The organism is Pelagerythrobacter rhizovicinus, assembly GCF_004135625.1.
Taxonomy (GTDB): domain Bacteria; phylum Pseudomonadota; class Alphaproteobacteria; order Sphingomonadales; family Sphingomonadaceae; genus Pelagerythrobacter; species Pelagerythrobacter rhizovicinus.
In genome coordinates, this window is the sequence record NZ_SDPV01000002.1 from 967424 (window position 1) to 990464 (window position 23041).

The 23041-nt window shown below is 67.6% G+C and carries 27 protein-coding genes; 12 read left to right on the top strand and 15 right to left on the bottom strand.

Annotated elements, in window-relative coordinates; translation table 11 throughout:
- Positions 1-37 precede the first annotated feature (37 nt).
- From ETX26_RS12470 to ETX26_RS12480, 3 genes are read left to right on the top strand one after another with little or no spacing between them, the layout of a single operon-like run.
- Positions 38-1066, top strand: a complete 1029-nt coding sequence (locus ETX26_RS12470; RefSeq protein ID WP_129524988.1) for a quinone-dependent dihydroorotate dehydrogenase — start codon at positions 38-40, stop codon at positions 1064-1066.
- A gap of 10 nt (positions 1067-1076) precedes the next feature.
- A complete protein-coding gene (gene ggt / locus ETX26_RS12475; RefSeq protein ID WP_129524989.1) occupies positions 1077-2780 on the top strand; it encodes a gamma-glutamyltransferase in 1704 nt (567 codons plus the stop codon).
- A 56-nt stretch (positions 2781-2836) separates the two neighbouring features.
- The gene (locus ETX26_RS12480; RefSeq protein ID WP_191984718.1) at positions 2837-4675 is read left to right on the top strand and encodes an AMP-dependent synthetase/ligase; all 1839 of its coding nucleotides are present in this window, start codon (positions 2837-2839) and stop codon (positions 4673-4675) included.
- A 6-nt stretch (positions 4676-4681) separates the two neighbouring features.
- Here the strand turns inward: ETX26_RS12480 and ETX26_RS12485 are convergent, their stop codons facing one another.
- Together ETX26_RS12485 and ETX26_RS12490 are read right to left on the bottom strand one after the other, a co-directional pair.
- Positions 4682-5788 (bottom strand): calcium:proton antiporter, encoded by a 1107-nt coding sequence (locus tag ETX26_RS12485; protein WP_129524991.1) that lies wholly within the window; start codon positions 5786-5788, stop codon positions 4682-4684.
- 97 nt (positions 5789-5885) lie between these two features.
- Positions 5886-6188 (bottom strand): hypothetical protein, encoded by a 303-nt coding sequence (locus ETX26_RS12490; RefSeq protein ID WP_129524992.1) that lies wholly within the window; start codon positions 6186-6188, stop codon positions 5886-5888.
- Between the two features lie 86 nt (positions 6189-6274).
- Here ETX26_RS12490 and ETX26_RS12495 point away from each other — a divergent pair, with 86 nt between their 5' ends.
- The 3 genes from ETX26_RS12495 to xth all read left to right on the top strand — a co-directional run bounded on the left by ETX26_RS12495 (position 6275) and on the right by xth (position 7960).
- Positions 6275-6706, top strand: coding sequence for a CBS domain-containing protein (locus ETX26_RS12495; protein WP_129524993.1), 432 nt, complete (start codon positions 6275-6277; stop codon positions 6704-6706).
- A gap of 31 nt (positions 6707-6737) precedes the next feature.
- Positions 6738-7067 (top strand): HesB/IscA family protein, encoded by a 330-nt coding sequence (locus ETX26_RS12500; protein ID WP_129524994.1) that lies wholly within the window; start codon positions 6738-6740, stop codon positions 7065-7067.
- Between the two features lie 113 nt (positions 7068-7180).
- Entirely contained in the window at positions 7181-7960 is a 780-nt protein-coding gene (gene xth, locus ETX26_RS12505) for an exodeoxyribonuclease III (RefSeq protein ID WP_129525373.1), read from the top strand.
- A gap of 31 nt (positions 7961-7991) precedes the next feature.
- Here xth and ETX26_RS12510 read toward each other — a convergent pair whose 3' ends face one another.
- The 10 genes from ETX26_RS12510 to ETX26_RS12555 all read right to left on the bottom strand — a co-directional run bounded on the left by ETX26_RS12510 (position 7992) and on the right by ETX26_RS12555 (position 14464).
- Entirely contained in the window at positions 7992-8633 is a 642-nt protein-coding gene (locus ETX26_RS12510; protein ID WP_129524995.1) for a cell wall hydrolase, read from the bottom strand.
- A 203-nt stretch (positions 8634-8836) separates the two neighbouring features.
- On the bottom strand, positions 8837-9172 hold the full coding sequence (locus tag ETX26_RS12515) for a DUF1491 family protein (RefSeq protein ID WP_129524996.1): 336 nt from the start codon (positions 9170-9172) through the stop codon (positions 8837-8839).
- Positions 9173-9174: 2 nt separating this feature from the next.
- Positions 9175-9645: a PaaI family thioesterase gene (locus ETX26_RS12520; protein ID WP_129524997.1), complete on the bottom strand. Its 471-nt coding sequence runs from the start codon at positions 9643-9645 to the stop codon at positions 9175-9177.
- Positions 9632-10093 carry a PTS sugar transporter subunit IIA gene (locus tag ETX26_RS12525; RefSeq protein WP_129524998.1) on the bottom strand — a complete coding sequence of 154 codons (462 nt, stop codon included), beginning with the start codon at positions 10091-10093 and terminating at the stop codon, positions 9632-9634. Before ETX26_RS12525 ends, ETX26_RS12520 begins: the two co-directional genes overlap by 14 nt.
- A gap of 132 nt (positions 10094-10225) precedes the next feature.
- A complete protein-coding gene (gene hpf / locus ETX26_RS12530; protein WP_129524999.1) occupies positions 10226-10795 on the bottom strand; it encodes a ribosome hibernation-promoting factor, HPF/YfiA family in 570 nt (189 codons plus the stop codon).
- Between the two features lie 44 nt (positions 10796-10839).
- Positions 10840-11526 (bottom strand): DNA polymerase III subunit epsilon, encoded by a 687-nt coding sequence (gene dnaQ, locus ETX26_RS12535; RefSeq protein WP_129525000.1) that lies wholly within the window; start codon positions 11524-11526, stop codon positions 10840-10842.
- A 76-nt stretch (positions 11527-11602) separates the two neighbouring features.
- The gene (coaE, locus tag ETX26_RS12540) at positions 11603-12193 is read right to left on the bottom strand and encodes a dephospho-CoA kinase (RefSeq protein WP_129525001.1); all 591 of its coding nucleotides are present in this window, start codon (positions 12191-12193) and stop codon (positions 11603-11605) included.
- Positions 12190-13044 (bottom strand): shikimate dehydrogenase family protein, encoded by an 855-nt coding sequence (locus ETX26_RS12545; RefSeq protein ID WP_129525002.1) that lies wholly within the window; start codon positions 13042-13044, stop codon positions 12190-12192. The genes coaE and ETX26_RS12545 overlap by 4 nt, the downstream gene beginning before the upstream one ends.
- Entirely contained in the window at positions 13041-13622 is a 582-nt protein-coding gene (locus ETX26_RS12550) for a Maf family protein (RefSeq protein WP_129525003.1), read from the bottom strand. Before ETX26_RS12550 ends, ETX26_RS12545 begins: the two co-directional genes overlap by 4 nt.
- A complete protein-coding gene (locus tag ETX26_RS12555; RefSeq protein WP_129525004.1) occupies positions 13619-14464 on the bottom strand; it encodes a pyruvate, water dikinase regulatory protein in 846 nt (281 codons plus the stop codon). The genes ETX26_RS12550 and ETX26_RS12555 overlap by 4 nt, the downstream gene beginning before the upstream one ends.
- Positions 14465-14785: 321 nt before the next feature.
- On the opposite strand from ETX26_RS12555, the gene hemE reads away from it, so the two are divergent.
- The 4 genes from hemE to ETX26_RS12575 all read left to right on the top strand — a co-directional run bounded on the left by hemE (position 14786) and on the right by ETX26_RS12575 (position 18490).
- On the top strand, positions 14786-15811 hold the full coding sequence (gene hemE / locus ETX26_RS12560; RefSeq protein WP_129525005.1) for a uroporphyrinogen decarboxylase: 1026 nt from the start codon (positions 14786-14788) through the stop codon (positions 15809-15811).
- 229 nt (positions 15812-16040) lie between these two features.
- Positions 16041-16484 carry a CopD family protein gene (locus tag ETX26_RS12565; protein ID WP_129525006.1) on the top strand — a complete coding sequence of 148 codons (444 nt, stop codon included), beginning with the start codon at positions 16041-16043 and terminating at the stop codon, positions 16482-16484.
- Between the two features lie 202 nt (positions 16485-16686).
- Entirely contained in the window at positions 16687-17952 is a 1266-nt protein-coding gene (rho, locus tag ETX26_RS12570; RefSeq protein WP_129525007.1) for a transcription termination factor Rho, read from the top strand.
- A gap of 7 nt (positions 17953-17959) precedes the next feature.
- The gene (locus tag ETX26_RS12575) at positions 17960-18490 is read left to right on the top strand and encodes an AAA family ATPase (protein WP_129525008.1); all 531 of its coding nucleotides are present in this window, start codon (positions 17960-17962) and stop codon (positions 18488-18490) included.
- On the opposite strand, the gene ETX26_RS12580 is transcribed toward ETX26_RS12575, so the two are convergent.
- The 3 genes from ETX26_RS12580 to ETX26_RS12590 are packed head-to-tail and all read right to left on the bottom strand — an operon-like array spanning position 18482 to position 21220.
- The gene (locus ETX26_RS12580) at positions 18482-18895 is read right to left on the bottom strand and encodes a nuclear transport factor 2 family protein (RefSeq protein ID WP_129525009.1); all 414 of its coding nucleotides are present in this window, start codon (positions 18893-18895) and stop codon (positions 18482-18484) included. The two genes, ETX26_RS12575 and ETX26_RS12580, sit on opposite strands and share 9 nt — an antisense overlap.
- Positions 18892-20508, bottom strand: a complete 1617-nt coding sequence (locus ETX26_RS12585) for an FMN-binding glutamate synthase family protein (protein WP_129525010.1) — start codon at positions 20506-20508, stop codon at positions 18892-18894. The genes ETX26_RS12580 and ETX26_RS12585 overlap by 4 nt, the downstream gene beginning before the upstream one ends.
- Before the next feature lie 13 nt (positions 20509-20521).
- A complete protein-coding gene (locus tag ETX26_RS12590; RefSeq protein WP_129525011.1) occupies positions 20522-21220 on the bottom strand; it encodes a dienelactone hydrolase family protein in 699 nt (232 codons plus the stop codon).
- A gap of 108 nt (positions 21221-21328) precedes the next feature.
- Between ETX26_RS12590 and ETX26_RS12595 the strand changes: the two genes are divergently transcribed.
- Complete coding sequence (locus ETX26_RS12595) at positions 21329-21589, top strand: DUF6489 family protein (RefSeq protein ID WP_129525012.1); 261 nt, start codon at positions 21329-21331, stop codon at positions 21587-21589.
- Positions 21590-21658: 69 nt separating this feature from the next.
- Entirely contained in the window at positions 21659-22978 is a 1320-nt protein-coding gene (mnmE, locus tag ETX26_RS12600; protein WP_129525013.1) for a tRNA uridine-5-carboxymethylaminomethyl(34) synthesis GTPase MnmE, read from the top strand.
- Positions 22979-23041 lie beyond the last annotated feature (63 nt).

The following is a 23041-nucleotide window of genomic DNA, read 5'->3' on the forward strand; positions in this document are numbered from 1 at the left end:
TCGACAGAGTCCAGCGCGCTTGCCATAGGCGCCGGCGATGCTGTTCCGCCTTGCCCGCCCCGCGCTTTTCGCGCTCGCCCCCGAAACCGCCCATCGCATGACGATCGCGGCGCTCAAGCTCTCGCCCGCGCGGACTCCGCCGGCGCCGGGCCCGCTCGCGACAGAGGTGGCGGGGCTGCGTTTCCCCAATCCGCTCGGCATGGCCGCGGGGTTCGACAAGGACGGCGAAGTGCCCGACGCAGTGCTCGGGCTCGGCTTCGGGTTCGTCGAGATCGGCTCGATCACTCCGCTGCCGCAGCCCGGCAATCCCAGGCCGCGCCTGTTCCGGCTGACGGAGGACCGCGCGGTGATCAACCGCATGGGCTTCAACAACGGGGGCGCGGCAGAGGCGGAGGCGCGGCTGCGCCGGCGCGCCGGCCGGCCCGGGCTCGTCGGCGTCAATATCGGCGCGAACAAGGATTCGGCCGACCGGATCGCCGACTACGCGCTGCTCACGCGCCGCTTCGCGCCGCTGGCGAGCTATCTCACGGTCAATATCTCGAGCCCCAACACCCCGGGCCTGCGGGCACTGCAGGACGAGGGCGCGCTGGTCGCTCTGCTGGATGCGGTGCTCGACGCGCGCCCCACCGACGGCCCGCCCGTGTTCCTCAAGGTCGCGCCCGATCTGGAGCCCGCCGACGTCGACGCGATCGCCCGGATCGCGCTCGACAAGCGGCTCGGCGCGCTGATCGTCTCGAACACGACCATTTCGCGCCCGCCGCTCGCCTCGCCCCATGCGGCGGAGACGGGCGGGCTGTCGGGCGCGCCCTTGCGCGACCTGGCGCAGCAGCGGCTACGCGACTTCCGCGCCGCGACCGGCGGAGCGATCCCGCTGATCGGCGTGGGCGGGATCGGCAGCGCGGAGGACGCCTGGGCGCGCATCCGCGCGGGCGCCAGCCTGGTCCAGCTCTATAGCGCGCTGGTCTATGAAGGGCCCGGTCTGGCACGGCAAATCGTGCGCGGGCTTGAGCGGCTGATGCGGCGCGACGGCTTCGCCACGCTTGCCGAGGCGGTCGGGAGCGAATAGCCACGTCGGCATGCTCCGCACCGTTCTCGCCCCCATCGCCGCCCTGCTCGCGCTCGCCGGGTGCGCGACCGTCCCGCCCGCAGAGACGGAGGCCGGATTTCTCGGCACGGTCAGCGCCGCCGATCCGCGCGCGCAGGAAGCAGGCATGGCCATGCTGCGCCGGGGCGGCAGCGCCACCGATGCGGCGATCGCAACGATGCTGGCGCTGACCGTGGTCGAGCCACAAAGCTCGGGCATCGGCGGCGGCGGCTTCATGGTCCGGGGTGCCGTCGATGGGACGGTCGAGACCTTCGACGGACGAGAGAAAGCCCCGGCCGGTGCCACGCCGGACTGGTTCCTGAGGCCGGACGGCACAGTGCCCCCTTTCCGCGAGTCGGTGAAGAGCGGCCTCAGCGTCGGCGTTCCGGGCAATATCGCACTCGCCGCGCTGGCGCACGAGGAGCACGGGCGGTTGCCCTGGGCCATGCTGTTCGAACCGGCGATCGAGCTCGCGCGCAAAGGCTTCCGCATCAATCCGCGGCTCAACGGCTCGCTGACCTCGACCGCCGAGCGCGCGGGATGGACCGAGGCGGGACGGGCGCTGTTCTTCGACGACGCGGGCCGGCCGCAGCCCGCAGGGCACTTGGTCGTCAACGAAGAGCTCGCGCGCACGTTCGAGGCGATCGCCGCTGCCGGCCCCGAGGCGTTCTACGAAGGGGAGCGGGCCGAAGCGCTCGCCGCGACCGTCGCTGCCGAGACGCCGCGCAAGGGTGCGATGACTGCAGCCGATCTCGCGGCTTACGAGGCGAAGAAGCGCGAGGCGGTCTGTGGGACCTACCGCGCCTATCGCATCTGCGGCATGGGCCCGCCGAGCTCGGGCGGGATCGCGGTTCTGCAGATCCTCGGCCAGCTAGAGCGCTTCGACTTATCCGCACTCGGGGCCGAGAATCCGGTCACCTGGCACCTGTTCCTCGAATCGCAGCGGCTCGCCTATGCCGACCGCGAGCTCTACATCGCTGACAGCGATTTCGTGTCGGTTCCGGTGCAGGGCTTGATCGACCCCGACTACCTCGCGCGGCGCAGCGCGCTGATCGATCCCGAATCGACGATCGAAGCGGTCGTCGCCGGCGTACCCGCAGGCGCGTCGACTGCATTGGCCGACGGCGACGAGCCGGAGGAGCGGGGCACCTCCCACTTTGCCGTGGTCGACGCGCAGAACACGATGATCAGCTATACCTCGACCATCGAGAGCGCCTTCGGCTCGGGCCTCATGACCGGCGGTTTCTTCCTCAACAACGAGTTGACCGACTTCAGCCGTTCGCCGGAAGTCGATGGTCGCCCGGTCGTCAACCGGGTCGAAGCGGGCAAGCGCCCGCGCAGCTCGATGGCGCCGATGGTCGTGTGGGATCCGCAGGGCCGCCCGGTGCTCGCGATCGGCGCCGCGGGCGGGAGCACGATCCCCGTGCAAACCGCCCGCAGCATCATCGGCGTGATCGACTTCGGGCTGGGTGCGGAAGCGGCGCTCGGCATGCCCTTCGTCATGGCGTACGGCGACGCGGTAACGGTTGAGCAGGGCACCTGGCTCGAAGACGCGATTCCGCAGTTGAAGGCGCTCGGCCACCGCGAGATCGCGGTGCGCGAGGCGGGGGTCAAGGGAAACGCGGTGCTGCGCCAGGGCGACCGGTGGATTCCCGCGCGCGATCCGCGGGTCGAGGCGAAGCTGATCCTTCCTTGATCCATCGCACGCTTGCCGCTGCGGCAGTCGCGACGTAATCCCCGAACAACCGGCCGATGAGCCGGACGTGGGAGCAGGAGCCCAGAGAGTTGCAGCTGTCCGATATCGATTCCGCGAACAATCTCGTCGAACTCTTCCTGAAGCGTGCCGATGCGAAAGGCGATGCGCCCATGCTCGGGATCAAGCGCGGCGGGGCGTGGCAGACGACGAGCTGGCGCGAGGCGGCTGAAACCGTCTGCATTCTGGCCGGAAAACTCCGCGCCCTCGGGCTGGAGCAGGGCGACCGGGTGATGCTGGTCTCCGAAAACCGCCCCGAATGGTGCCTCGCCGATCTCGCGATCATGGCGGCGGGCTGCGTGACGGTACCCGCCTACACCACCAATACCGAGCGCGACCACGTCCACATCCTCGACAACTCGGGCGCCCGCGCGGTGATCGTCTCGACCGAGAAACTCTCACAGCCGCTGCTCCCCGCGATCATGCGCACCGGGATCGCCGAGCACGTCATCCCGATCGACGGCATCCGCAAGTATCAGCAGGGCAACCTCGCCTGCCATGACTGGTCGAAGATGGTCGCAGGCGACGCTGCCGCCGCACGCAAGGCGGTGGAGGAGCGGATCGCGGCGATCGGCCGGGATGAGACCGCCTGCATCATCTACACCAGCGGCACCGGCGGTGCGCCGCGCGGCGTGCTGCAGCACCACGGCGCGATCCTGTGCAACGTCGCCGGGGCGGCGGATATCCTCGCCAACGACTTCGGGCTCGACGCCGACGAGCGCTTCCTCTCGTTCCTGCCGCTGAGCCACGCTTACGAGCACACCGGGGGCCAGTTCCTGCCGATCGCGGTGGGGGCGGAGATCTATTATGCCGAGGGGCTCGAGAAGCTCGCCAGCAATATCGAGGAGACGCGCCCGACGATCATGGTCGTCGTCCCGCGCCTGTTCGAAGTCCTGCGCCAGCGGATCATGAAGCAGGTCGACAAGCAGGGCGGGGCGGCCAAGGCGCTGATGGACCGCGCGCTCGCGCTCGGCGAGCGGCAGGCGGAAGGCCGCTACCGCTTCGGCGACAAGACGCTCAACTTCGTCCTCGAGCGGCTGCTGCGGCCGAAGATCCGCCAGCGCTTCGGCGGGCGGATCAAGGCCATAGTCAGCGGCGGCGCGCCGCTCAATCCCGATGTCGGGGTGTTCTTCCAGGCCATGGGGCTGACGATGCTCCAGGGCTACGGTCAGACCGAGGCGGGCCCGGTGATCAGCTGCAACCGTCCGAGCGCGGGCATTGCGATGCACACGGTCGGCCCACCGATGCGGGGGGTCGAGATCGAGATTGCGGAGGATGGCGAGATCCTCTGCCGCGGCGAGCTGGTCATGCGCGGCTACTGGCGCAACGAGGCCGAGACGCGCCGCACCCTCAAGGACGGTTGGCTGCACACGGGCGACATCGGCCATCTCGACGAAAAGGGCCGGATCGTCATCACCGACCGCAAGAAGGACATGATCGTCAACGACAAGGGCGACAACGTCGCCCCGCAGAAGATCGAGGGTATGCTGACCCTGCGACAGGAGATCGCGCAGGCGATGGTGAGCGGCGACCGGCGCCCTTACGTCGTCGGCCTGATCGTGCCCGATGCCGAATGGGCGCTCGAATGGGCCAATGTCAACGACGTGAAGTTCGATATCAAGGAACTGCAGGGGCTGCCTGCCTTCCGCAGTGCGGTGCGCGCCGCAATCGACGAAGTGAACAAGGATCTCTCGGTGATCGAGAAAGTCCGCCAGTTCGCCTTCGCGGACGAGCCGTTCACGATCGAGAACGAGGAGATGACCCCTTCGATGAAGATCCGCCGCCACAAGATCCGCGAACGCTACCAGCCGCGGCTGGATGCGCTCTACCGGGGGTAGCGCACCCTAGGGCACGATCGTGATGAACAGGAAGGTCGCGAAGATCGTCAGGTGAATCACACCCTGGACCACGGTCGTGCGTCCGCGGCCCAGCGTGATCGCGGCGACCAGCAGCGTGAGGGCGAGGATCACGATGGAGGGCATCGACAGGCCCAGTTCAAGGTCCAACCCGAGCGCCAGCGCGACAGTCGCCACTGCCGGAATCGTGAGCCCGATGGTTGCCAGCGCGGAACCGATCGCGAGGTTGAGACTCGTCTGCACACGGTTGGCGCGTGCGGCGCGGAGCGCGGCAAAACCTTCGGGGGCAAGCACCAGCGCCGCGATAATGATGCCGACCAGGGCCCGCGGTGCGCCGATCGCGGCCACCCCCGCCTCGATCGTCGGCGAGAGATTCTTGGCCAACAGCACGACCGCCACGAGCGCGACCAGCATTGCGGCCGCGGCGGCCATTGCCTTGGCGCGCGGCACTGGCGCTTCATGCGCGTGATCGTCGGCATCCGGAATGTGGTGCAGGAAATGATCTCGATGGCGGATCGTCTGCGCCACTACGAAAGTCGCATAGATCAGCAACGAAACGATCGCCACGAAGACGAGCTGCTGCGGACTGTAGAAAGCTCCGCCCGCGCTTGTCGTGTAATTGGGCAGAATCAGCGTGAGCACCGAAAGGGTGGCCAGCATGGCGAGACCCGCGCTCACGCCGGACTGGGTATAGCTCTGCTCGTGATGCCGCCGGCCGCCGGCGAGCAGGCAGATGCCGATGATCCCGTTGATCGTGATCATGATCGCCGCGATCAGGGTGTCGCGCGCGAGCGCCTGGGCCTGCGCCCCTTCGCTCAGCATGATCGATACGATCAGCGAACTCTCGATGATCGTGACCGCCAGCGCAAGCACGAGGGTGCCGAACGGCTCACCCAGGTAATGCGCCAGCACTTCGGCGTGATAGACCGCCGCCATGATCGCCGCGCCCAGCAGCAGGCCGACGAAAAGCGAGAGCGCGACCCCCTCTGGCTTGCCGAGCAGGACCGCCCCCAAAGCGACGAGCGGGGCGAGCACCGACCACCGGGAAAGACCATAGAAGCGCGAAGAAGGGGAGATCTGGGTGGCGGCGGTCATATGACCGTATCGCTAGCGGGTCGGAGGCGGCGCGCCAATCGGCGATTCTTCCGGCGGCGCACTTCGCCGTCCGCCGATCCTCGCGCGTAGGGTATGGTCAACCGGGATCCTGACGCCACTCGTCGTCTGTCGGGTCGCTGATGCTTTCATCGTGCCCGGTGCCGTTCGAAAGGAAGACCAGCCCCATCAGCGCGGCGGTGAGCATCATCGCCACGCCCACGCCGAGCCCCGTGGCGATATAGAAGTGGATCGAAGGGGCACTGCCGGTGACATAGAGATACCCCAACACCAGCAAGACGACCACGAGGGTAACCAGCACCATCGCCCGCATCAGCCGCTTGTACCTGGCCCAGGCGAAGGCAGCGATCTTCGGATCATCGAGGGGCGAGCGGGACGTCATGGTTCCCAACTGGCCATTCGAACCGCGGTTGGCAATGACGCGCGTTTCATGGCATCCTCGCAGGCAGCGAAGGAGGTCGGATAGCCATGGACATAGCCAGCCTGATCGTCGGCCGCACGAGCGACGATATCGTGCGGTGCGAAGCGGGCACCCGAGTGCATGATGCGGTTGCCCTGCTTGCAGAACGCCGGATCGGCGCCCTGCCGGTGATGGAAGGCGGCGCCGTGGCAGGCGTCTTCTCCGAACGCGACGTGCTCTACTGCGTCGCGCAGGAAGGCGCCGCGGCACTCGACCGCACAGTGGGTGAAGTCATGACCGCGCCGGCGATCACGGTCGCGCCGTCGATCAAGGTCGACGAGGCGCTCGCACTGATGACACGGCGGCGCGTTCGTCATCTGCCGGTGATCGCAGGCGACGTCATGTGCGGCTTCATCTCGATCGGCGATCTGGTCAAGTCGCGAATCGACGAGATCGAGCGCGATGCCGCCGCGATGCGCGATTATATCCGGACCGCTTGAGCCCCGCGCCGCGCGTCCCCATATCGCCGCCATGGCCGATACGCTGACCCTCACGCCCGCCGCCGCGAAGCGCATCGCATGGATCGCCGAACGCCAGGCGAAGCCCGCCGTTCTGCGGCTTTCGGTGGAAGGCGGCGGCTGCTCCGGCTTCCAGTACAAGTTCGATCTGGCCGATGCGCCCGACGCGGACGACAGCGTGAGCGAGACCGAGGGTGTGCGCCTGGTGGTCGATCCCGTCAGCCTCGACCTCGTCGCCGGCAGCACGGTCGATTTCGTGGAATCGCTGGGCGGCGCGGCCTTCCGGGTCGAAAATCCCAACGCCGCGGCCGGTTGCGGCTGCGGCTCCAGCTTCGGAATCTAGCGCCGCGGTCTGCACGGACACGCGCCGCTTTCGAAGCCCGGCATTTTCTTCTAGCGAAGCCTTGAAGGGCTGGACCGGCGCAGGCTCCGCCCGACCGTGTGCGGGAGGTTGCTCTGAGAATCGCCAGCTTCAATATCAACGGCATCAAGGCGCGCCTGCCGCGGCTGATCGAATGGCTCGAGGAAACCCGCCCTACGGTCGCCTGCCTCCAGGAGATCAAGAGCCAGGACGAGAGCTTTTCCGCCGATGCGTTCGAGAAGATCGGCTACAAGGCGATCTGGCATGGGCAGAAGGGCTTCAACGGCGTCGCGATCCTCGCCGACGGGGTACAGCCGATCGAGGCGCAGCGCACGCTGCCCGGCGATCCGGAGGATCTGCACGCACGCTACATCGAAGCCGACGTGAACGGGGTTCGGGTCGCCTGCATCTACCTGCCGAACGGCAATCCACAGCCCGGCCCCAAGTTCGATTACAAGCTCGCCTGGATGGAGCGCTTGCGCGCGCGCATGGCCGAACTATGGGCGCTGGAGATTCCCTGCGCGGTCGTGGGCGACTTCAACGTCATTCCCGAAGACAAGGATGTCTGGTCGCCCGCGGCCATGGCCAGCGACGCGCTGATGCAGCCCGAATCGCGCGCCGCCTATCGCCGGCTGCTCGCCGCCGGGTGGACCGACGCACTCGACACCCTGAACCCGCGGGGCGGGGTCTGGACCTTCTGGGACTATCAGGCCGGCGCCTGGCAGCGCGACCACGGGTTCCGCATCGATCACCTGCTGCTCAGCCCCGAACTCGCCGACCGCTTGACCGCGGCGGGCGTCGACAAGGAATACCGGGGCCGCGAGAAGGCGAGCGACCACGCCCCGGTGTGGGTTGAGATCGCCGACATCCCGTGAGGCCCGGGGAAAGCGGGCCCGGTTTCCCGAATCAGCGATAGAATACGTGCGTGTCGATCGTGGCGCGCGCCTGCTTGCTGCGGCTCCACGAAGGTCGCACGTAAGTCGCGTGAAAATAGAGCGAGTCCGCCGCTTCGCTTTCCCACAGCCCTTCGTGCGCGATACGGGCCACGGCCTTCGCGCGCTGCCACGCGGCCGTTCCGCGCGGAATGTACGGCATCGTCCCGCCTTTCACGAAAGAGAACTGCGCACGCTGAAAGACCACGCCGCAGTAATCCGATGGGAAGAGCCCCGAATCGGCGCGGTTGATCACGACTTGGGCTACCGCGAGTTGTCCGGCCAGAGGCTCGCCGCGAGATTCGAAATAGATCGCACCGGCGAGGCACTCCATCTCGCGCGAAAGTCCGGTCTGATCGGGCATCCGGGCGACGAGTTCGTGCAGCGTATCTGCGCTGGCAAGAGCCTGGGGCTCCGCAGCGCCGCTTTCTGGAAGGGGCTGAATCACTTCCTTCTGGACAAAGACCGGAACAACCTCTTCGGTCAGCTCCGGCCCGGAAATCTGAAGGTTCTCGCCCACCTGGGCGTTGGCACCGGAACCTTCGGCGCTGGCAATCGTAAAGCTCGTCGTTGCGGCAAGCGCCGCGACCGACGCCAAGCGGGTCTTTCGACTCATCAATCCGTCATATCTGGGCGGTGAACGAGCACAGTCGCAGGCTGGGACCTGATCGCGTTGAATTGCGTTTAAAAGTGGGTCCGGATTAGTGGGCCTGCCGGCCGTTCCCCGTCTGCGTGCCTGCCGCGCGGCCGAATGCCGCCCATGCCGCCTGCGCATCGGTTGTTGCGCGGCCAGATAGATGTCGGCGTTTCGATGTCAACTTAACACGGCAAGGATGCGACGAACCGTTCCGGGTCCGCGATATCTGCCTCCAAAATCCAGATATCGCTGTCCTGGCGCTTGCGCCGTGCCAAATACTCGGAAAATTCTGCGGGATTATCAGTGCTCTGTTCGCGCACGAGCACGAAAGCGCGGGTTCCATCGAGCTGCGGCATTCTTTCGTAAAGACGCGCCGCCTGGCCGCGAAACATCGTTACCAGAAGAATGGTGCCCGAGTCGCGTTCACCCTTTTCAACAACCGTGCCGAACCCCCCGAGCGATTCGGCGAGCCGTAGAATCGCCGCCACTTCGAGGTGCGCGGGCAGCCGGTTGTCCATGGTCAGGCCTGGTCGGGGCGATAGCCCGCGAGGCTCGAAAGCGCGATGCGCGAGCGCATGAACGTGCCCGTGCCGCGGCCGATCTCTTCGCCTTCCGCATCGACCAGCCGCGCTTCGGCGACCAGCACGCGCCGCCGGCCACTGATCCACCGGCCCTCGGCCGTCACTTTGCCTTCGCGCACGGGCTTGGTGAAATGAAGGTTGAACGAGGTCGTCAGCAGGAAGCGGTCGGTGATCAGCGTGTTCGCCGCGTAGAAGGCGGCATCGTCGAGCATCTTGAAATAGATCGTCCCGTGCGCCGCGCCGGCCGCGTGATAGGCCTCGGGCGTCACCAGGAACTCTATCCGCGAGCGTCCTTCGGCGAGGATTTCCAGGCTCGATTCGAACAGCGCATTGACCGGCGCGGAGCGGTAGAGCGCTTCGAGCGCCCGGTAGTGCGGGCCGGCGCCGGACGGAGACTCAGGCGACGTCACGATCGCTGGCGTTGGTGAGCGACGCGATCAGCGCTTCCGTGTCGGTCGCCTCGAGCAGCATCCGGTTGGTCGCCTCGTCGCGCACCAGCCGCGACACGGCAGCGAGTGCGTGAAGGTGCGCGACACCGGCATTCTCGGGCGAGATCAGGCCAAAGGCGAGCTCCACCGGCATGCCGTCAGCCGCATCGAAATCGACCGGCGCGGACAGCTTCAGCACGGCCGCGACCGGACGGTTGATCCCGGCGAGGCGGGCGTGCGGAATGGCGACGCCCCGGCCGAAGCCGGTGCTGCCGAGCTTCTCGCGCTCCTCGAGGGCCTCCAGCACGTCGGGCGCGGCGAAGCCGTAGGCGCGCGCGAAGCACTGAGCGAGATCGCCCAGAACCGCGGCCTTGGTACCGGCATCGCTCAGCACGAATGCTTCGGGAATCAGCTTGAAATGTACGTTCATCGTTCGGTTGCGAATCAGTTCAGCATGCCGCGATCCGGCGAGCGAGCCGCGCGCCGGAGGCGCGATCGACCATAGCAAGCCCTTGCGATCCGGCGGATTTCCTTGGCAGGCGTCTTTCCGCCCGCCGCGGTGTCAACGGGGCTCGACCCAGCCGATCGAGCCATCTCGGCGGCGATAGACCATATTATGTCGGCCCGTGCCAGCATTTTTGAAGAACAGCGCGTTGGTGTCGCGCAGGTCGAGCATCATGACCGCGTCGGCCACGCTTGTCTCGGGGATGTCGGCAGTGGTCTCGGCGACGATCATTGGCGGCTCGTCGCCTTCGACTTCCTCCACATCCTCGCCGATCGGCGCGAAGATCGTATAGGCCGCTTCCTCTTCCTGCAGCGCATGCGCTGCCTGGGAGTGGCGATCCTGAAGGCGGCGCTTGTAGCGGCGGAGCTGCTTGTCGATCTTCTCCGCCGCGCGGTCGAGCGCCTGATGGGCGTCCTGCGCTTCGGCGTGGCTTTTGACGATCATGCCCTGCATCACATGGGTCACGATGTCGCAACTGAAGGCCCCGGCGGGCGCCTTGCCGAACGTCACCTGCGAGGTGAGCGCCCGGTTGAAATACTTCTCGACGATCGCGTTCAGCCGCTCGGCGGCGTGATCCTGCAGGGCAGTGCCCGTCTCCATCTGGTGGCCAGAAATGCGGATATCCATCGGCGATCATTCTCCATTGCTTGGGCGAGACCCCCCGGCCCCGATCAGCTACCCCAGAGGGGCGAAGCCATCTTGGCGATAAACGCCTGGTGCCGCGCGAGTTCCTCCGGGCTCGCAGCATGCGGTCGTGGTTCGCGGCGCACACGCGCCGCAGGCATGTGTCGCGGCATCGCGACGATGCCGACACTGGCGGTTTCCGCGGCGAGCGCGAGCCCGATCTGCCGGCCACCGGTCAGCTCGACATAGACTTGCGCGAGCAGCTCGGCGTCGAGCAGCGCGCCGTGCTTCACGCGATGGCTGCGGTCGATGCCGTAGCGCGTGCACAGCGCGTCGAGCGAAAGCTTGGCGCCCGGATGCCGCTTGCGCGCGAGCGCGACGGTGTCGATCATCCGGGTCATGCACACCGCCTCGCGCTCGCACAGCGCGAGCTCGGCGTTGAGAAAGCCGAAATCGAACGAAGCGTTATGCGCGACGAGGGGCGAGTCGGCGATGAAGTCGAGCACGGCGCCGACCGTGTCGCGGAACAGCGGCTTGTCCATCAGGAAGGCGCTCGACAGCCCGTGCACCGCCTCGGCGCCGGCGGGCATGTCGCGCTCGGGATTGAAGTAGGCGTGGAAGGTCTGCCCGGTGGGCACGCGGTTGATCAGTTCGACGCATCCGATTTCCACCAGACGGTCCCCGCTGCGGGGGTCGAGGCCGGTGGTTTCGGTATCGAATACGATTTCGCGCATCCCTTTATCTATCGGCTTCGGACAGCCAAGTGACAAGGGGCGGCAAGCGCTTTTTTAGCCCGATCTGGAGCGTAATCTAACGAGCCAACTCGGCGGCGAGCGCGCGCACCGCGGCCTCGGTCTCGGCGAGAGGGCGTCCGGTATCGATCACATGGTCCGCGCGGGCGCGCTTCTCCTCGTCGGGCACTTGCAGCGCGAGGATCTGCGCGAACTTCTCCGCCGTCATCCCCGGCCGCCGAAGCACGCGCTCGCGCTGCACCTCGGCCGGCGCCGAGACAACGACGATCGCGTCGACTTGCGCGTGCCCGCCTTTCTCGAACAGCAGCGGGATATCGAACACCACCACGGGTGCGCCCGCATGTTCGATCAGGAATTCCTGCCGCCGTGCAGCGACCGCCGGATGGACGATCCGCTCCAGGCGCGCGAGCGCCTCCGGATCGCCGAAAACCTGCGCGCCAAGCGCCTCGCGCCGGACGCCTTCGGGACCGGTGGATCCGGGAAAGGCCGCCTCGATCGCCGGGACCAGCGTGCCGTCCGGCCCCTGCATGCGCCGCACTTCGGCATCGGCGTCGAACACCGGCACGCCCACGCGTTCGAACATCGCGGCCACGGTCGACTTGCCCATGCCGATCGAGCCGGTGAGGCCGACGATCCTCGGGCAGGTCATGGCGTGAGCCTTGCGCGCAGTTCACCATCGCGATCGCGCGGCGCGGCGGTGCCGAAGAAGCGCACGAAGGCGGCGGCCGCCTGCCCGATCAGCATCGAAAGGCCGTCGATCGTGCCGAAGCCCGCGGCCCTCGCGCGCTGCAGGAAGTCGGTCTCCACCGGATCGGTCACGATGTCGTAGGCGACCGATCCCGGCGGCGCGTGGCTGAAGTCGAAGGCAAGCGGCGCCTGGCCGCGCATGCCCAGCGGCGTGGTGTTGACCAGCAGGTCGCAGCAGCCCTCGCGGTCGTCGAAGGCGAAATCGGTCGCCTGCGCGAAGTGGTCGAGCGCCACCGCATGATGCTCGCCGCCCGGATCGAGCTCGTCGAGCAGTGCGCGCGCCTTCTGCGGATCGCGTCCGGCGAGAACGAGGGTGAACCCGTGGCCGGCGAGCGCGGTGATCACCGCGCGTGTCGCGCCGCCGGTGCCGAAGACGCGCGCCATGCGGAACAGGTGCCGTTCGCCGAGCATGCCTTCGAGCGGCTCGAGGAACCCGGCCACGTCGGTGTTGTAGCCGGCCAGCGCATCGCCTTCGCGCACCACCGTGTTGACCGCGCCCACTCGGGCCGCGAAGGGATCGATCCGGTCGAGCAGGGGAATGATCGCCTGCTTGTGCGGCATCGTAACGTTGCACCCGCGCCAGGCCCTATCGGTGCGCCGCGCCGCGAGGTAGTCGCCCAGCGCCCCTTCCGCCACGCGGTGCGCGCGGTAGTCGGCGTCGAGCCCGGCGCCTTCGATCCAGAAGCGGTGGATGAGCGGCGACTTCGACTGCGCGATCGGATCACCGATCACTTCGGCATAGGCGGCGCTCATCGCGGCAGCTCCCCCATGTCGCGCAAGGCGCCGAGCACGGCGAGGAGCGGCATTCCGAGCACGGTGAACTGGTCGCCTTCGATCCGGTCGAACAATTGCACGCCGGGGCCTTCGATCCGGAATACGCCGACGCAGTGGCTTACCGCGGGCCATTCGGTGTTGAGGTAGGTCTGGATGAAATCTTCAGTAAACTTGCGCGTGTGAAGCATGGCGAGTGAAGTTTCGCGCCAGACGACCGACCCGCCGCGGGCGATGGCGGCGGCGGAGTGGAGATGCATGACCCGGCCCGAGAACGCGCGCAGGTGCTCGGCCGCTTCCTCGCGGCTGGCGGGCTTGTCGAAGCGGCGGTCGCCGACCACCACCAGCGAATCGCTGCCGAGCACCGGCCGCTCGGGCTCCGCGACAGCGAGCGCCTTGGCCTCGGCCAGCGCCAGGGCGACCTGGTCGGGCGGGGCGGCGCCGAGCTGCGCTTCGAGCGCGCGCTCGTCCACCCGCGCCGGCCGCGCCTCGAACGCGACGCCCGCCGCCGCGAGCATGGCCGCGCGCGAGGCGCTCTTCGATGCGAGCACCAGCGTCATATCGGCTTCGATCCGGCGACCACGTCGTCGCCATCGCTCGGCCGCTCGCCCAGCAGGCGGATGATCGCCGCCGCGGTCTCCTCGATCGAGCGGCGCGTGACATCGATCACCGGCCAGCCATTGTCGGCGAACATGCGGCGGGCGAACTGGACTTCGCTGCGCACCCGCTCGGCATCAATGTACGACGTCTCGGCCGTCTCGTTGAGGGTGAGCAGGCGATTGCGGCGGATCTGCACCAGCCGCTCGGGCGCAGTGGTGAGGCCGACGACCAGCGGATGGCGCAGTTCGAACAGGGCGGGCGGGGGCGGGCTTTCGATGACCAGCGGAATGTTCGCGACTTTGTATCCGCGGTTGGCGAGATAGATGCTGGTCGGCGTCTTCGACGAGCGCGAGACGCCGGCGAGCACGATGTCGGCCTGCTCCCAGTCCTCCCACCCGAGCCCGTCGTCGTGCGCGATCGTGAAGTGGATCGCGTCGACCCGGCGGAAATAGGCCTCGTCCATCGCATGCTGCCGGCCCGGGCGGCCGTGGGCTTCCTGCCCAAGCTGCGCCTCGAGCGCCTCGGTCACCGCGTCGAGCGCGGGCACCGCCGGCAGGCCGAGCTGGCGGCAATGCTCCTCCAGCGTCGCGCGCGTTTCGGGATTGACCAGCGTGAACAGCACGAGGCCCGGGTTGTCGGCGAGATCGGGCAGGATCCGCGAGAGATGCTGGCGCGAGCGGACCATCGGCCAGAAATGGCGCACGATCTCCGCCGCGTCGAACTGGGCAAGCGCGGCCTTGGCCACCATTTCCAGCGTTTCGCCGGTGGAATCGGACACGAGATGGAGGTGGAGGCGGCTCATCCGTAAGGGTGCGCGATCGGCTGTGGAGAATGCCCGGCATAAACCACGGGAGAAAGCTGGCGACAAGTTCGCGGGCCGTTTTCATTCCCGCTGTCAGCCATTCCGCACCCGCGCTTGTGGACATGGCGCGCGGCTTTTCGACAGGCTGGGGACAGTGGGGAAAAGCATCGGTTGACGCGGCAGACCAATGAGTCGCGAACCCTCTGGGCCTGTTCAATCCGGGAGAAATCGGGCAGGGCGCGCCTGTCCCCGATATCCACAGGGCCAACAGACTCCAGCATCCTATTTAAATACTTTATTATTTGGATTGGACCTTCCCGAATGCCCGGTCTTCTTCTCGACACCCTGCGCGGAAAACGCGGCGAGCGCGTGCCGCTTTGGCTCATGCGTCAGGCGGGCCGCTACCTGCCCGAATACCGCGCGCTGCGGGCGGAGAAGGGCGGTTTCCTCGAGCTGGTCTACGACAGCGAGGCCGCGGCCGAGGTCACCATGCAGCCGATCGACCGGTTCGGTTTCGACGGCGCGATCCTGTTTTCCGATATCCTAATCGTGCCTTACGCGATGGGGCAGGATCTCGCATTCCTCGCCGGCGAAGGCCCGAAGCTCTCGCCGGCGCTGGTCGATACCGCATTGGCGAGCCTGGAGGCGGTTCCGGGCCGCCTTGCGCCGATCTACCAGACGGTGCGGCAGGTGCGCGCGCGGCTTTCGTCCGAGACGACCTTGCTCGGCTTCGCCGGCAGCCCGTGGACCGTCGCGACCTACATGGTGGCGGGCGAGGGCAGCCGCGACCAGCACGCCGCGCGCGAGATGGCCTACCGCGATCCCGCGGCGTTCCAGGCGCTGATAGACGCGATCGTCGCGGTCACGGCCGAATATCTCGCTGGCCAGATCGAAGCCGGGGCCGAGGCGGTGCAGCTGTTCGACAGCTGGGCCGGCAGCCTCGCGCCGCGCGAATTCGAGCGCTGGGTGATCGCGCCCAACGCGGCCCTGACCGCCGCCATGGCCGAGCGGTTCCCGGGCCTGCCGGTGATCGGCTTTCCCAAGGGCTCGGGCGAGAAGCTGCCGGCCTATGCCCGCGAAACCGGCGTGGCCGCGGTCGGGGTGGACGAGACGCTCGATCCGGCATGGGTGGCGCACGAACTGCCGGCGGGCATGGCGGTCCAGGGCAATCTCGATCCCCTGCTGCTGCTCGCGGGCGGCGAGCGGCTGGCCGGCGGGGCGCGCGCGATTCTCGACGCCTTCGCGGACCGGCCGCATGTGTTCAATCTCGGCCACGGGATCGGCCAGCACACGCCGATCGCGCACGTCGAGACGCTGATCGAAACCGTTCGCGCATGGAGGGGGTGACGCGTGTCCCCCGATATTTGCTGCACCGTTCCCGCAGCCTGAACCCTCGTCACCCTGAACTTGTTTCAGGGCCCATCTTGCTCCTCGAGCCGGCGGTGCGGGAGGAGGCATGGACCCTGAAACACGTTCAGGGTGACGGAGAGGGTGGGGGAGCGAGTTCTGCTTGCGCCTTTGACCCGCGGCGATTCGGGCCGTTGCCAGGTTCAAGCTCTGATCTTACATCGCGCCTATGCAGGACATCCTCGGCATGACCTACTACTGGCTCAAGGCGGGCCACCTGATCTTCGTGATCTTCTGGATGGCCGGCCTGTTCATGCTGCCGCGCTTCTTCGTCTATCATCAGGAATCCGCCCCCGGATCGGCCGAGGATACCGCCTGGGTCGAGCGTGAGCGGCGCCTGCTGAAGATCATCCTCCTGCCTTCGATCGTGGTCGTCTGGGTGCTCGGCCTGGTGCTTGCCTTCACGGTCGATGCCTGGAGCCAGGGCTGGTTCCACGCCAAGCTGCTGCTCGTGCTCGCGCTGTCGGGCTATCACGGGTGGATGGCCGCCTATGCGAAGAAGCTCGCGCGCCGCGAGCGCCCGCTCGAGGGGCGCAAATTGCGGCTGCTCAACGAAGTGCCCGGGATCGCCGCGGCGCTGATCGTCGTGCTGGTGATCGTCCGCCCGTTCTGATTGCCGGACCGGCCGGCGCCGAATGTGCGCAAAGCGAATTGACGGCGCGGCGGCGCAGGCTTATTTCGAAGCTCTCTTCCGGCTGAGGCTCCGCGGTCAAGCGGTGCCGGGTCCGCTTTCTCCAAGCATGTCCTGAGCCCCGATCTCTGTCGAAGGCGAAGGACCCATACGACCTGCCGGCCATTCCACCACGGAACACACGATGCACTTGAAAGAACTGAAGCAGAAACCCCCGGCCGACCTGGTGTCGATGGCCGAGGAACTCGGCGTCGAGGGCGCCTCCACCATGCGCCGGCAGGACCTGATGTTCTGCATCCTGCGCGAGCTGGCGGAGGACGACGAGTACGACGAGAAGATCATGGGCGTGGGCACGATCGAGGTGCTGCAGGACGGCTTCGGCTTCCTCCGCAGCCCCGAGGCGAACTACCTCGCCGGGCCCGACGACATCTACGTCTCCCCCAACCAGATCCGCAAATGGGGCCTGAGGACCGGCGACACGGTCGAAGGCGAGATCCGCGCGCCTAAGGACGGCGAACGCTATTTCGCGCTCACCAGCCTCACCAAGGTCAATTTCGACGATCCCGACGCGGTCCGCCACCGGACCAACTTCGACAACCTGACGCCGCTCTATCCGGACGAGAAGCTCAACCTCGACACGCTCGACCCGACCGTGAAGGACAAGAGCGCGCGGGTGATCGACATCATCAGCCCGCAGGGCAAGGGCCAGCGCGCGCTGATCGTCGCCCCGCCGCGGACCGGCAAGACCGTGCTGATGCAGAACATCGCCAAGGCGATCACCGACAATCATCCGGAAGTCTTCCTGCTGGTCCTGCTCGTCGACGAGCGGCCGGAGGAAGTCACGGACATGCAGCGCAGCGTGAACGGCGAGGTCATCTCCTCGACCTTCGACGAGCCCGCCACGCGCCACGTCCAGGTCGCCGAAATGGTGATCGAGAAGGCCAAGCGCCTGGTCGAGCACAAGAAGGACGTCGTGATCCTGCTCGATTCGATCACCCGCCTAGGCCGCGCCTACAACACCGTCGTGCCGAGCTCGGGCAAGGTGCTGACCGGCGGCGTCGACGCCAACGCGCTCCAGCGGCCCAAGCGCTTCTTCGGCGCGGCTCGCAACATCGAGGAAGGCGGTAGCCTGTCAATCATCGCTACCGCGCTGATCGATACCGGCAGCCGCATGGACGAGGTCATCTTCGAAGAGTTCAAGGGCACCGGCAATTCGGAGATCGTGCTCGACCGCAAGGTCGCCGACAAGCGCATCTTCCCGGCGCTCGACGTCGGCAAGTCCGGCACCCGCAAGGAAGAGCTGCTGGTCGAGAAGGACAAGCTCTCCAAGATGTGGGTCCTCCGGCGCATCCTCATGCAGATGGGCACGATCGATGCGATGGAATTCCTCCTCGACAAGATGAAGGATTCCAAGACCAACGAGGACTTCTTCGCGACGATGAACCAGTAGGGCGGGCATGTCGGTCCCGGTCCGTGCGGCGATCACCGGCGGTCCCGGCACGGGCAAGTCGACCCTGCTCGATGCGCTGGCCCGGCGCGGGGTTGCGACCGAGCCGGAGGTCGCGCGCGCGATCCTGCGCGAGGCGGGCGGGATGGCCTTGCGCGCGGACGACCCCGCTGGCTTCGCACGCGCGATGTTCGATGCGGAGCTCGCCGCCTGGCGTGCGGCCGAGGGGCGGTCGGGCCCGACGGTGTTCGACCGCGGCTTTCCCGACATCGTCGGCTTCCTGCGGCTCGAAGGCCTGACGGTGCCCGAAGACATCGACCGTGCCTGCCGCGAGCTGCGCTACGACGGCCCGGTGTTCCGCGCGCCGCCGTGGCAGGCGATCTACCGGCCCGACGAAGAGCGGATCCAGGACTGGGAGGCCGCGCTGGCGAGCGATGCGGCGGTCATGGCTGCCTGGCGCGACTACGGCTACGAGCCGGTCGACCTGCCGCTCGTCAGCGCTGCGGAGCGTGTGGACTTCGTCCTCGAACGACTAGCCTGACGCGCGCCCGAGTTGGGCCGCCATCGCTTCCCAGACTTTGTTGATGGCCTTGAGCGGGCGTATCATCACCTTGAAATCGCTAATCTTTCCGCTCTCGTCGAAGCGGATGAGGTCCACGCCGTTGATATGGATGCCGTCGATCTGCGTCTTGAATTCGAGCAGCACGTCGCGACCGTCGACCAGTTCGCGCACGTAGCGGAACTGCTCGCCGCCGAGCACCTGGCCGGCCGCGGCGAGATAGGCGACGACCGTGGCCTTGCCGGCCTGCGGGGTGTGGACGACGGGCGAGTGGAACACGGCATTGTCCGCGAGGATCGCGGCCAGCTCCTCCGGCCGGTTGCCGTTCGCCAGCACGCGGTGCCAGGCGGCGAGGCCTGCGCTCGCGTTCCCCGAGGGCCCGTTCATAATGCCTTCGCGAAGCTGTCGGCGCGCGCGAGGCGCCAGTCGCGCGCGTATTGCGTGCCTTCGGGCTCGGCCAGCAGCTCTCCGGGCTCGAGGAAATTGTAGATGTAATCGATGCTGTCCGAACGCGCGCTGTTCTGCCGCTCGGAAAGATCGCACGGTTCTATCTGCCACGGGTTCTCCAGTCCCATGGCGACAATCATCTCGCGCAGGGCGTGGAGCGTGTGGCGGTGGAAGCGTGTGACCCGCTCGGACTTGTCCATCACCACAAGGCCGCGCTGGCGTGTCGCGTCCTGCGTCGCGACGCCGGTGGGGCAGGTGTCGTCGTGGCAGCGCATCGACTGGACGCAGCCGAGCGCGAACATGAAGGCGCGCCCGGCGTTGCACCAGTCGGCGCCGAGCGCGAATTTCATCGCCATGCCGGCGCCCGAATGGACCTTGCCGGCGGCGGACAGGCGGATCTCGTCCCGCAGTTCGCAGCCGACCAGTGCATTGCGCAGCAGGATCAGCCCTTCGCGTAGCGGCATGCCGATCCGATTGGACATTTCGACCGGCGCCGCGCCGGTGCCGCCCTCGGCGCCGTCGACCACGATATAGTCGAGCCGGATGCCCGTCTCGCGCATGGCTTTCATCACCGCGAACACCTCGTGCGGCTTGCCGACGCAGAGCTTGATTCCGATCGGCTTTCCACCCGAGAGATCGCGCAGTTGCGCGGCCCATTCGAGCAGGCCGACCGGGGTCGAGAACGTCGAGTGGGCGGCGGGCGAGATGCAGTCCTTGTGCGGCAGGATTCCGCGAGTGGCGGCGATCTCCTCGCTCACTTTCGCAGCCGGGAGCACGCCGCCGTGGCCGGGCTTGGCGCCCTGGCTGAGCTTGATCTCGATCATCTTGACCTGATCGGCCTGCGCCGCGTCCGCAAAGCGCGCGGGATCGAACCGGCCGTCCCCGTCGCGGCAGCCGAAATAGCCGCTGCCGATCTCCCACACGAGGTCGCCGCCGTGCTCCCGGTGATAGCGCGAGATGCCGCCTTCGCCGGTGTCGTGATAGAATCCGCCGGCCGCCGCGCCCTTGTTGAGCGCGAGGATCGCGTTGGCCGAGAGCGACCCGAAGCTCATCGCCGAGATGTTGAGCAGCGAGGCGGAGTAGGGCCGCGCGCATTGCGAGTTGCCTACCTTCACGCGCCAGTCGGCAGGTGCCTGCTCGTTCGGCACGATCGAATGCGCGAGCCACTCGTATTCGTCCGAATAGACGTCGAGCTCGGTGCCGAAGGGATGCGAGTCGAGTTCGCCCTTGGAGCGGGCGTAGACCAGCGCGCGCTCGTCGTGGTTGAACGGGCGGCCTTCGAGATCGCCCTCGATCACGTAGGCGCGGGCATAGGGGCGCAGATCCTCCATGATCCACCGCACCCGCGCGAGCAGCGGGTAGTTGCGCCGCAGGGTGTGCTGCTTCTGGAAGAAGTCCCACACGGCGATCGCCAGCAGCGGCAAGGTGAGCACCAGGCCCCAGCGCAGCGGCTCCCACCAAGCGAACAGCGCCGTCAGGGCGGTCAGCAGGCCCGGGACGACAAAGCGTGAAGCAACGTGCCCGGAGAAACGCCAGGACGCGCGGTTGATCATCGCCTGCCGCCTCTCAGCCGAGATGCCGGGCGAAGAACTCCGCGGTGCGCTCGTCCGCCAGCGTCGCGCCCTGTTCGTCGCGGCGTTTGCCGAATTCGGTGGCGAAGCCGTGGTCGAGGCCGGGATAGTCGTGCAGCGTGACCTTGGGATGGTCGTCCAGCCCTTCGTGCATGGCCGTCTGCGTATCCTTGTCGACAAACCCGTCGTCGCCCGCGATGTGCAGCATCAAGGGATTGGCGATGCCGTGCTTCTCGCGCAGCAGGTTGTCGATCCCGACCGCGTAGTAGCCGACCGAGGCATCCACGTCGGTGCGCGCCGCGGTCATGTAAGCGAGCCGCCCGCCGAGGCAGTAGCCGACCGCGCCGACTTGCGCGACGCCTTCGCTCCTGCGGATCCAGTGGATGGTCGCCTCGATGTCGCGGATGCCCTGGTCCTGGTCGAACTTGTCCATCAGCTCGAGCGCGCGCTGGAATTCGGCCTCGACGTCGGGGGCGAGCTCTACGTCAGGTTCGATCCGCCAGAACAGGTCGGGCGCGACCGCGAGATAGCCGGCCTCGGCCAGGCGGTCGCACTTGCGGCGGATGCCGGGGTTCACGCCGAAGATTTCCTGGATCACGACGATCGCCGCTCGCGGAGCTCCCTCGGGCCGCGCGACGTAGGCGCTGAAGGTCTGCTCGCCCGAGAGTGTCTCGATGGTCGCGGTCTCGCTCATTTCGTCGTCCCTTCCTTTCCCGGTTGCACCTGCGTAGGCCGGGCTTAACGCTTGCGCGCGGCGAATGCCAAACCCAGTTTGTTTCCCGACCCCAACGGAGGAACCGCGATGAAGGTCCATATCGAGATCGACTGCACGCCCGAGGAGGCCCGGACCTTCATGGGCCTGCCCGACGTGGGCAAGGCCAACGACGTCTACGTCGACATGATGGCCAAGGCGATGAAGGGCGTCAGCAATCCCGACCAGTTGCAGGACTATGCGCGGCAGCTCGCCCCGATGGGGCAGGCGGGCCTGAAGCTGTTCCAGAGCTTCATGGAAGGCGCCGCGCGCAATGCGGAGAAGAAGCCCACCGACGAGGGGAAGTCCTAGGGCTCGCCTCCGGGAGGATGCCACCCATCCGCCATCCCGGCGTATGCTGGGAGCGGCGATCAAGCAGTCATGCAACCAACGTCGATTCCCCACGATAGCGGCGAGGCGCCGGCCGAGACGATCTTCGCGCTGTCGAGCGGTGCGCTGCCCGCCGGCATCGCGGTCGTGCGCGTCAGCGGCCCGCGCGCGGGCGACGCCTTGCGTGCATTGGCCGGCACGCTTCCGCCGGTGCGGCAGGCGGCGGCGCGAACCTTGCGCGGCGACGGAGGCGAGGTGCTCGACCGGGCGCTGGTGCTCTGGCTGCCGGGGCCGGGAACCGCGACGGGCGAGGACGTGGCCGAGCTTCACCTGCACGGCGGACGGGCTGTGGTGAGCGCGGTCGAGCGCGCGCTGGCGGAGCTGCCCGGCCTGCGCGCCGCGACCCCCGGCGAGTTCACCCGCCGCGCCTTCGCCAATGGCCGGATCGACCTCGCCGAAGCCGAGGGGCTCGCCGGGCTGCTCGAGGCAGAGACCGAGCTGCAGCGGCGCTCGGCCATGGCGCTGGCCGGCGGAGCACTGTCGCAGCAGGTCGGTGAGTGGCGCGACCGGGTGCTCGCGCTTTCGGCGCAAGTGGAGGCGGTGCTCGACTTCTCCGACGAGGAGGACGCGGCGGACTTGCCGGCGTCGTTCACGGAGGATGGAGAGCGGCTCGCCGGGGAACTCGACCGGTGGCTCTCCCGCCCGCGCGCGACCGTGCTGCGCGAGGGATACCGGGTCGTCCTCGCCGGCCCTCCCAACGCTGGAAAATCAACACTTTTCAATGCCTTGCTCGAGAACGAAGCGGCTATAACCTCGCCCATCGCCGGAACCACGCGCGACGTTCTCGAACGGTCGGTCGCGATCGCCGGGATTCCCTTCACGTTCGTCGATACGGCGGGGCTGCGCGAGGACGAGAGCGGCGACGATATCGAGAAGGTCGGCATCGCCCGGGCGCAGGAGCAGCTCGCGCGCGCCGATCTCGTGCTCTGGCTCGGCGAGGAAGGGCAGGGGCCGGAAGGCGCCTGGGAGATCGACGCGAAGGCGGACGACGAGGCTCGCCGGGCGAAAGGCGAGGGTGCGCTCGCGCTTTCGGCGAGGACCGGGTTCAACCTGGACCGTTTGCGCGAGCGCCTGATGGCCCGTGCGCGGGACGCGATGCCCGTGCCGGGAGATGTCGCGCTGACCGAGCGTCAGTCCGTTCTGCTTGAGGAGGCGCGGGCCGCGCTCGCCGGAATAGATGCGGTCGGCGATCCGCTGATCGCTGCCGAGCACCTGCGTCTCGCCCGCAGTGCCTTCGACCGCCTGACCGGGCGGGCGTCGACCGAGCACATGCTCGACGCGCTGTTCGGGCGCTTCTGCATCGGCAAGTGATGTTTCACGTGGAACACCACTGCTTCGGCCCGATCCGGCGTTCGCTCTAGCGCGAGCGCTTTG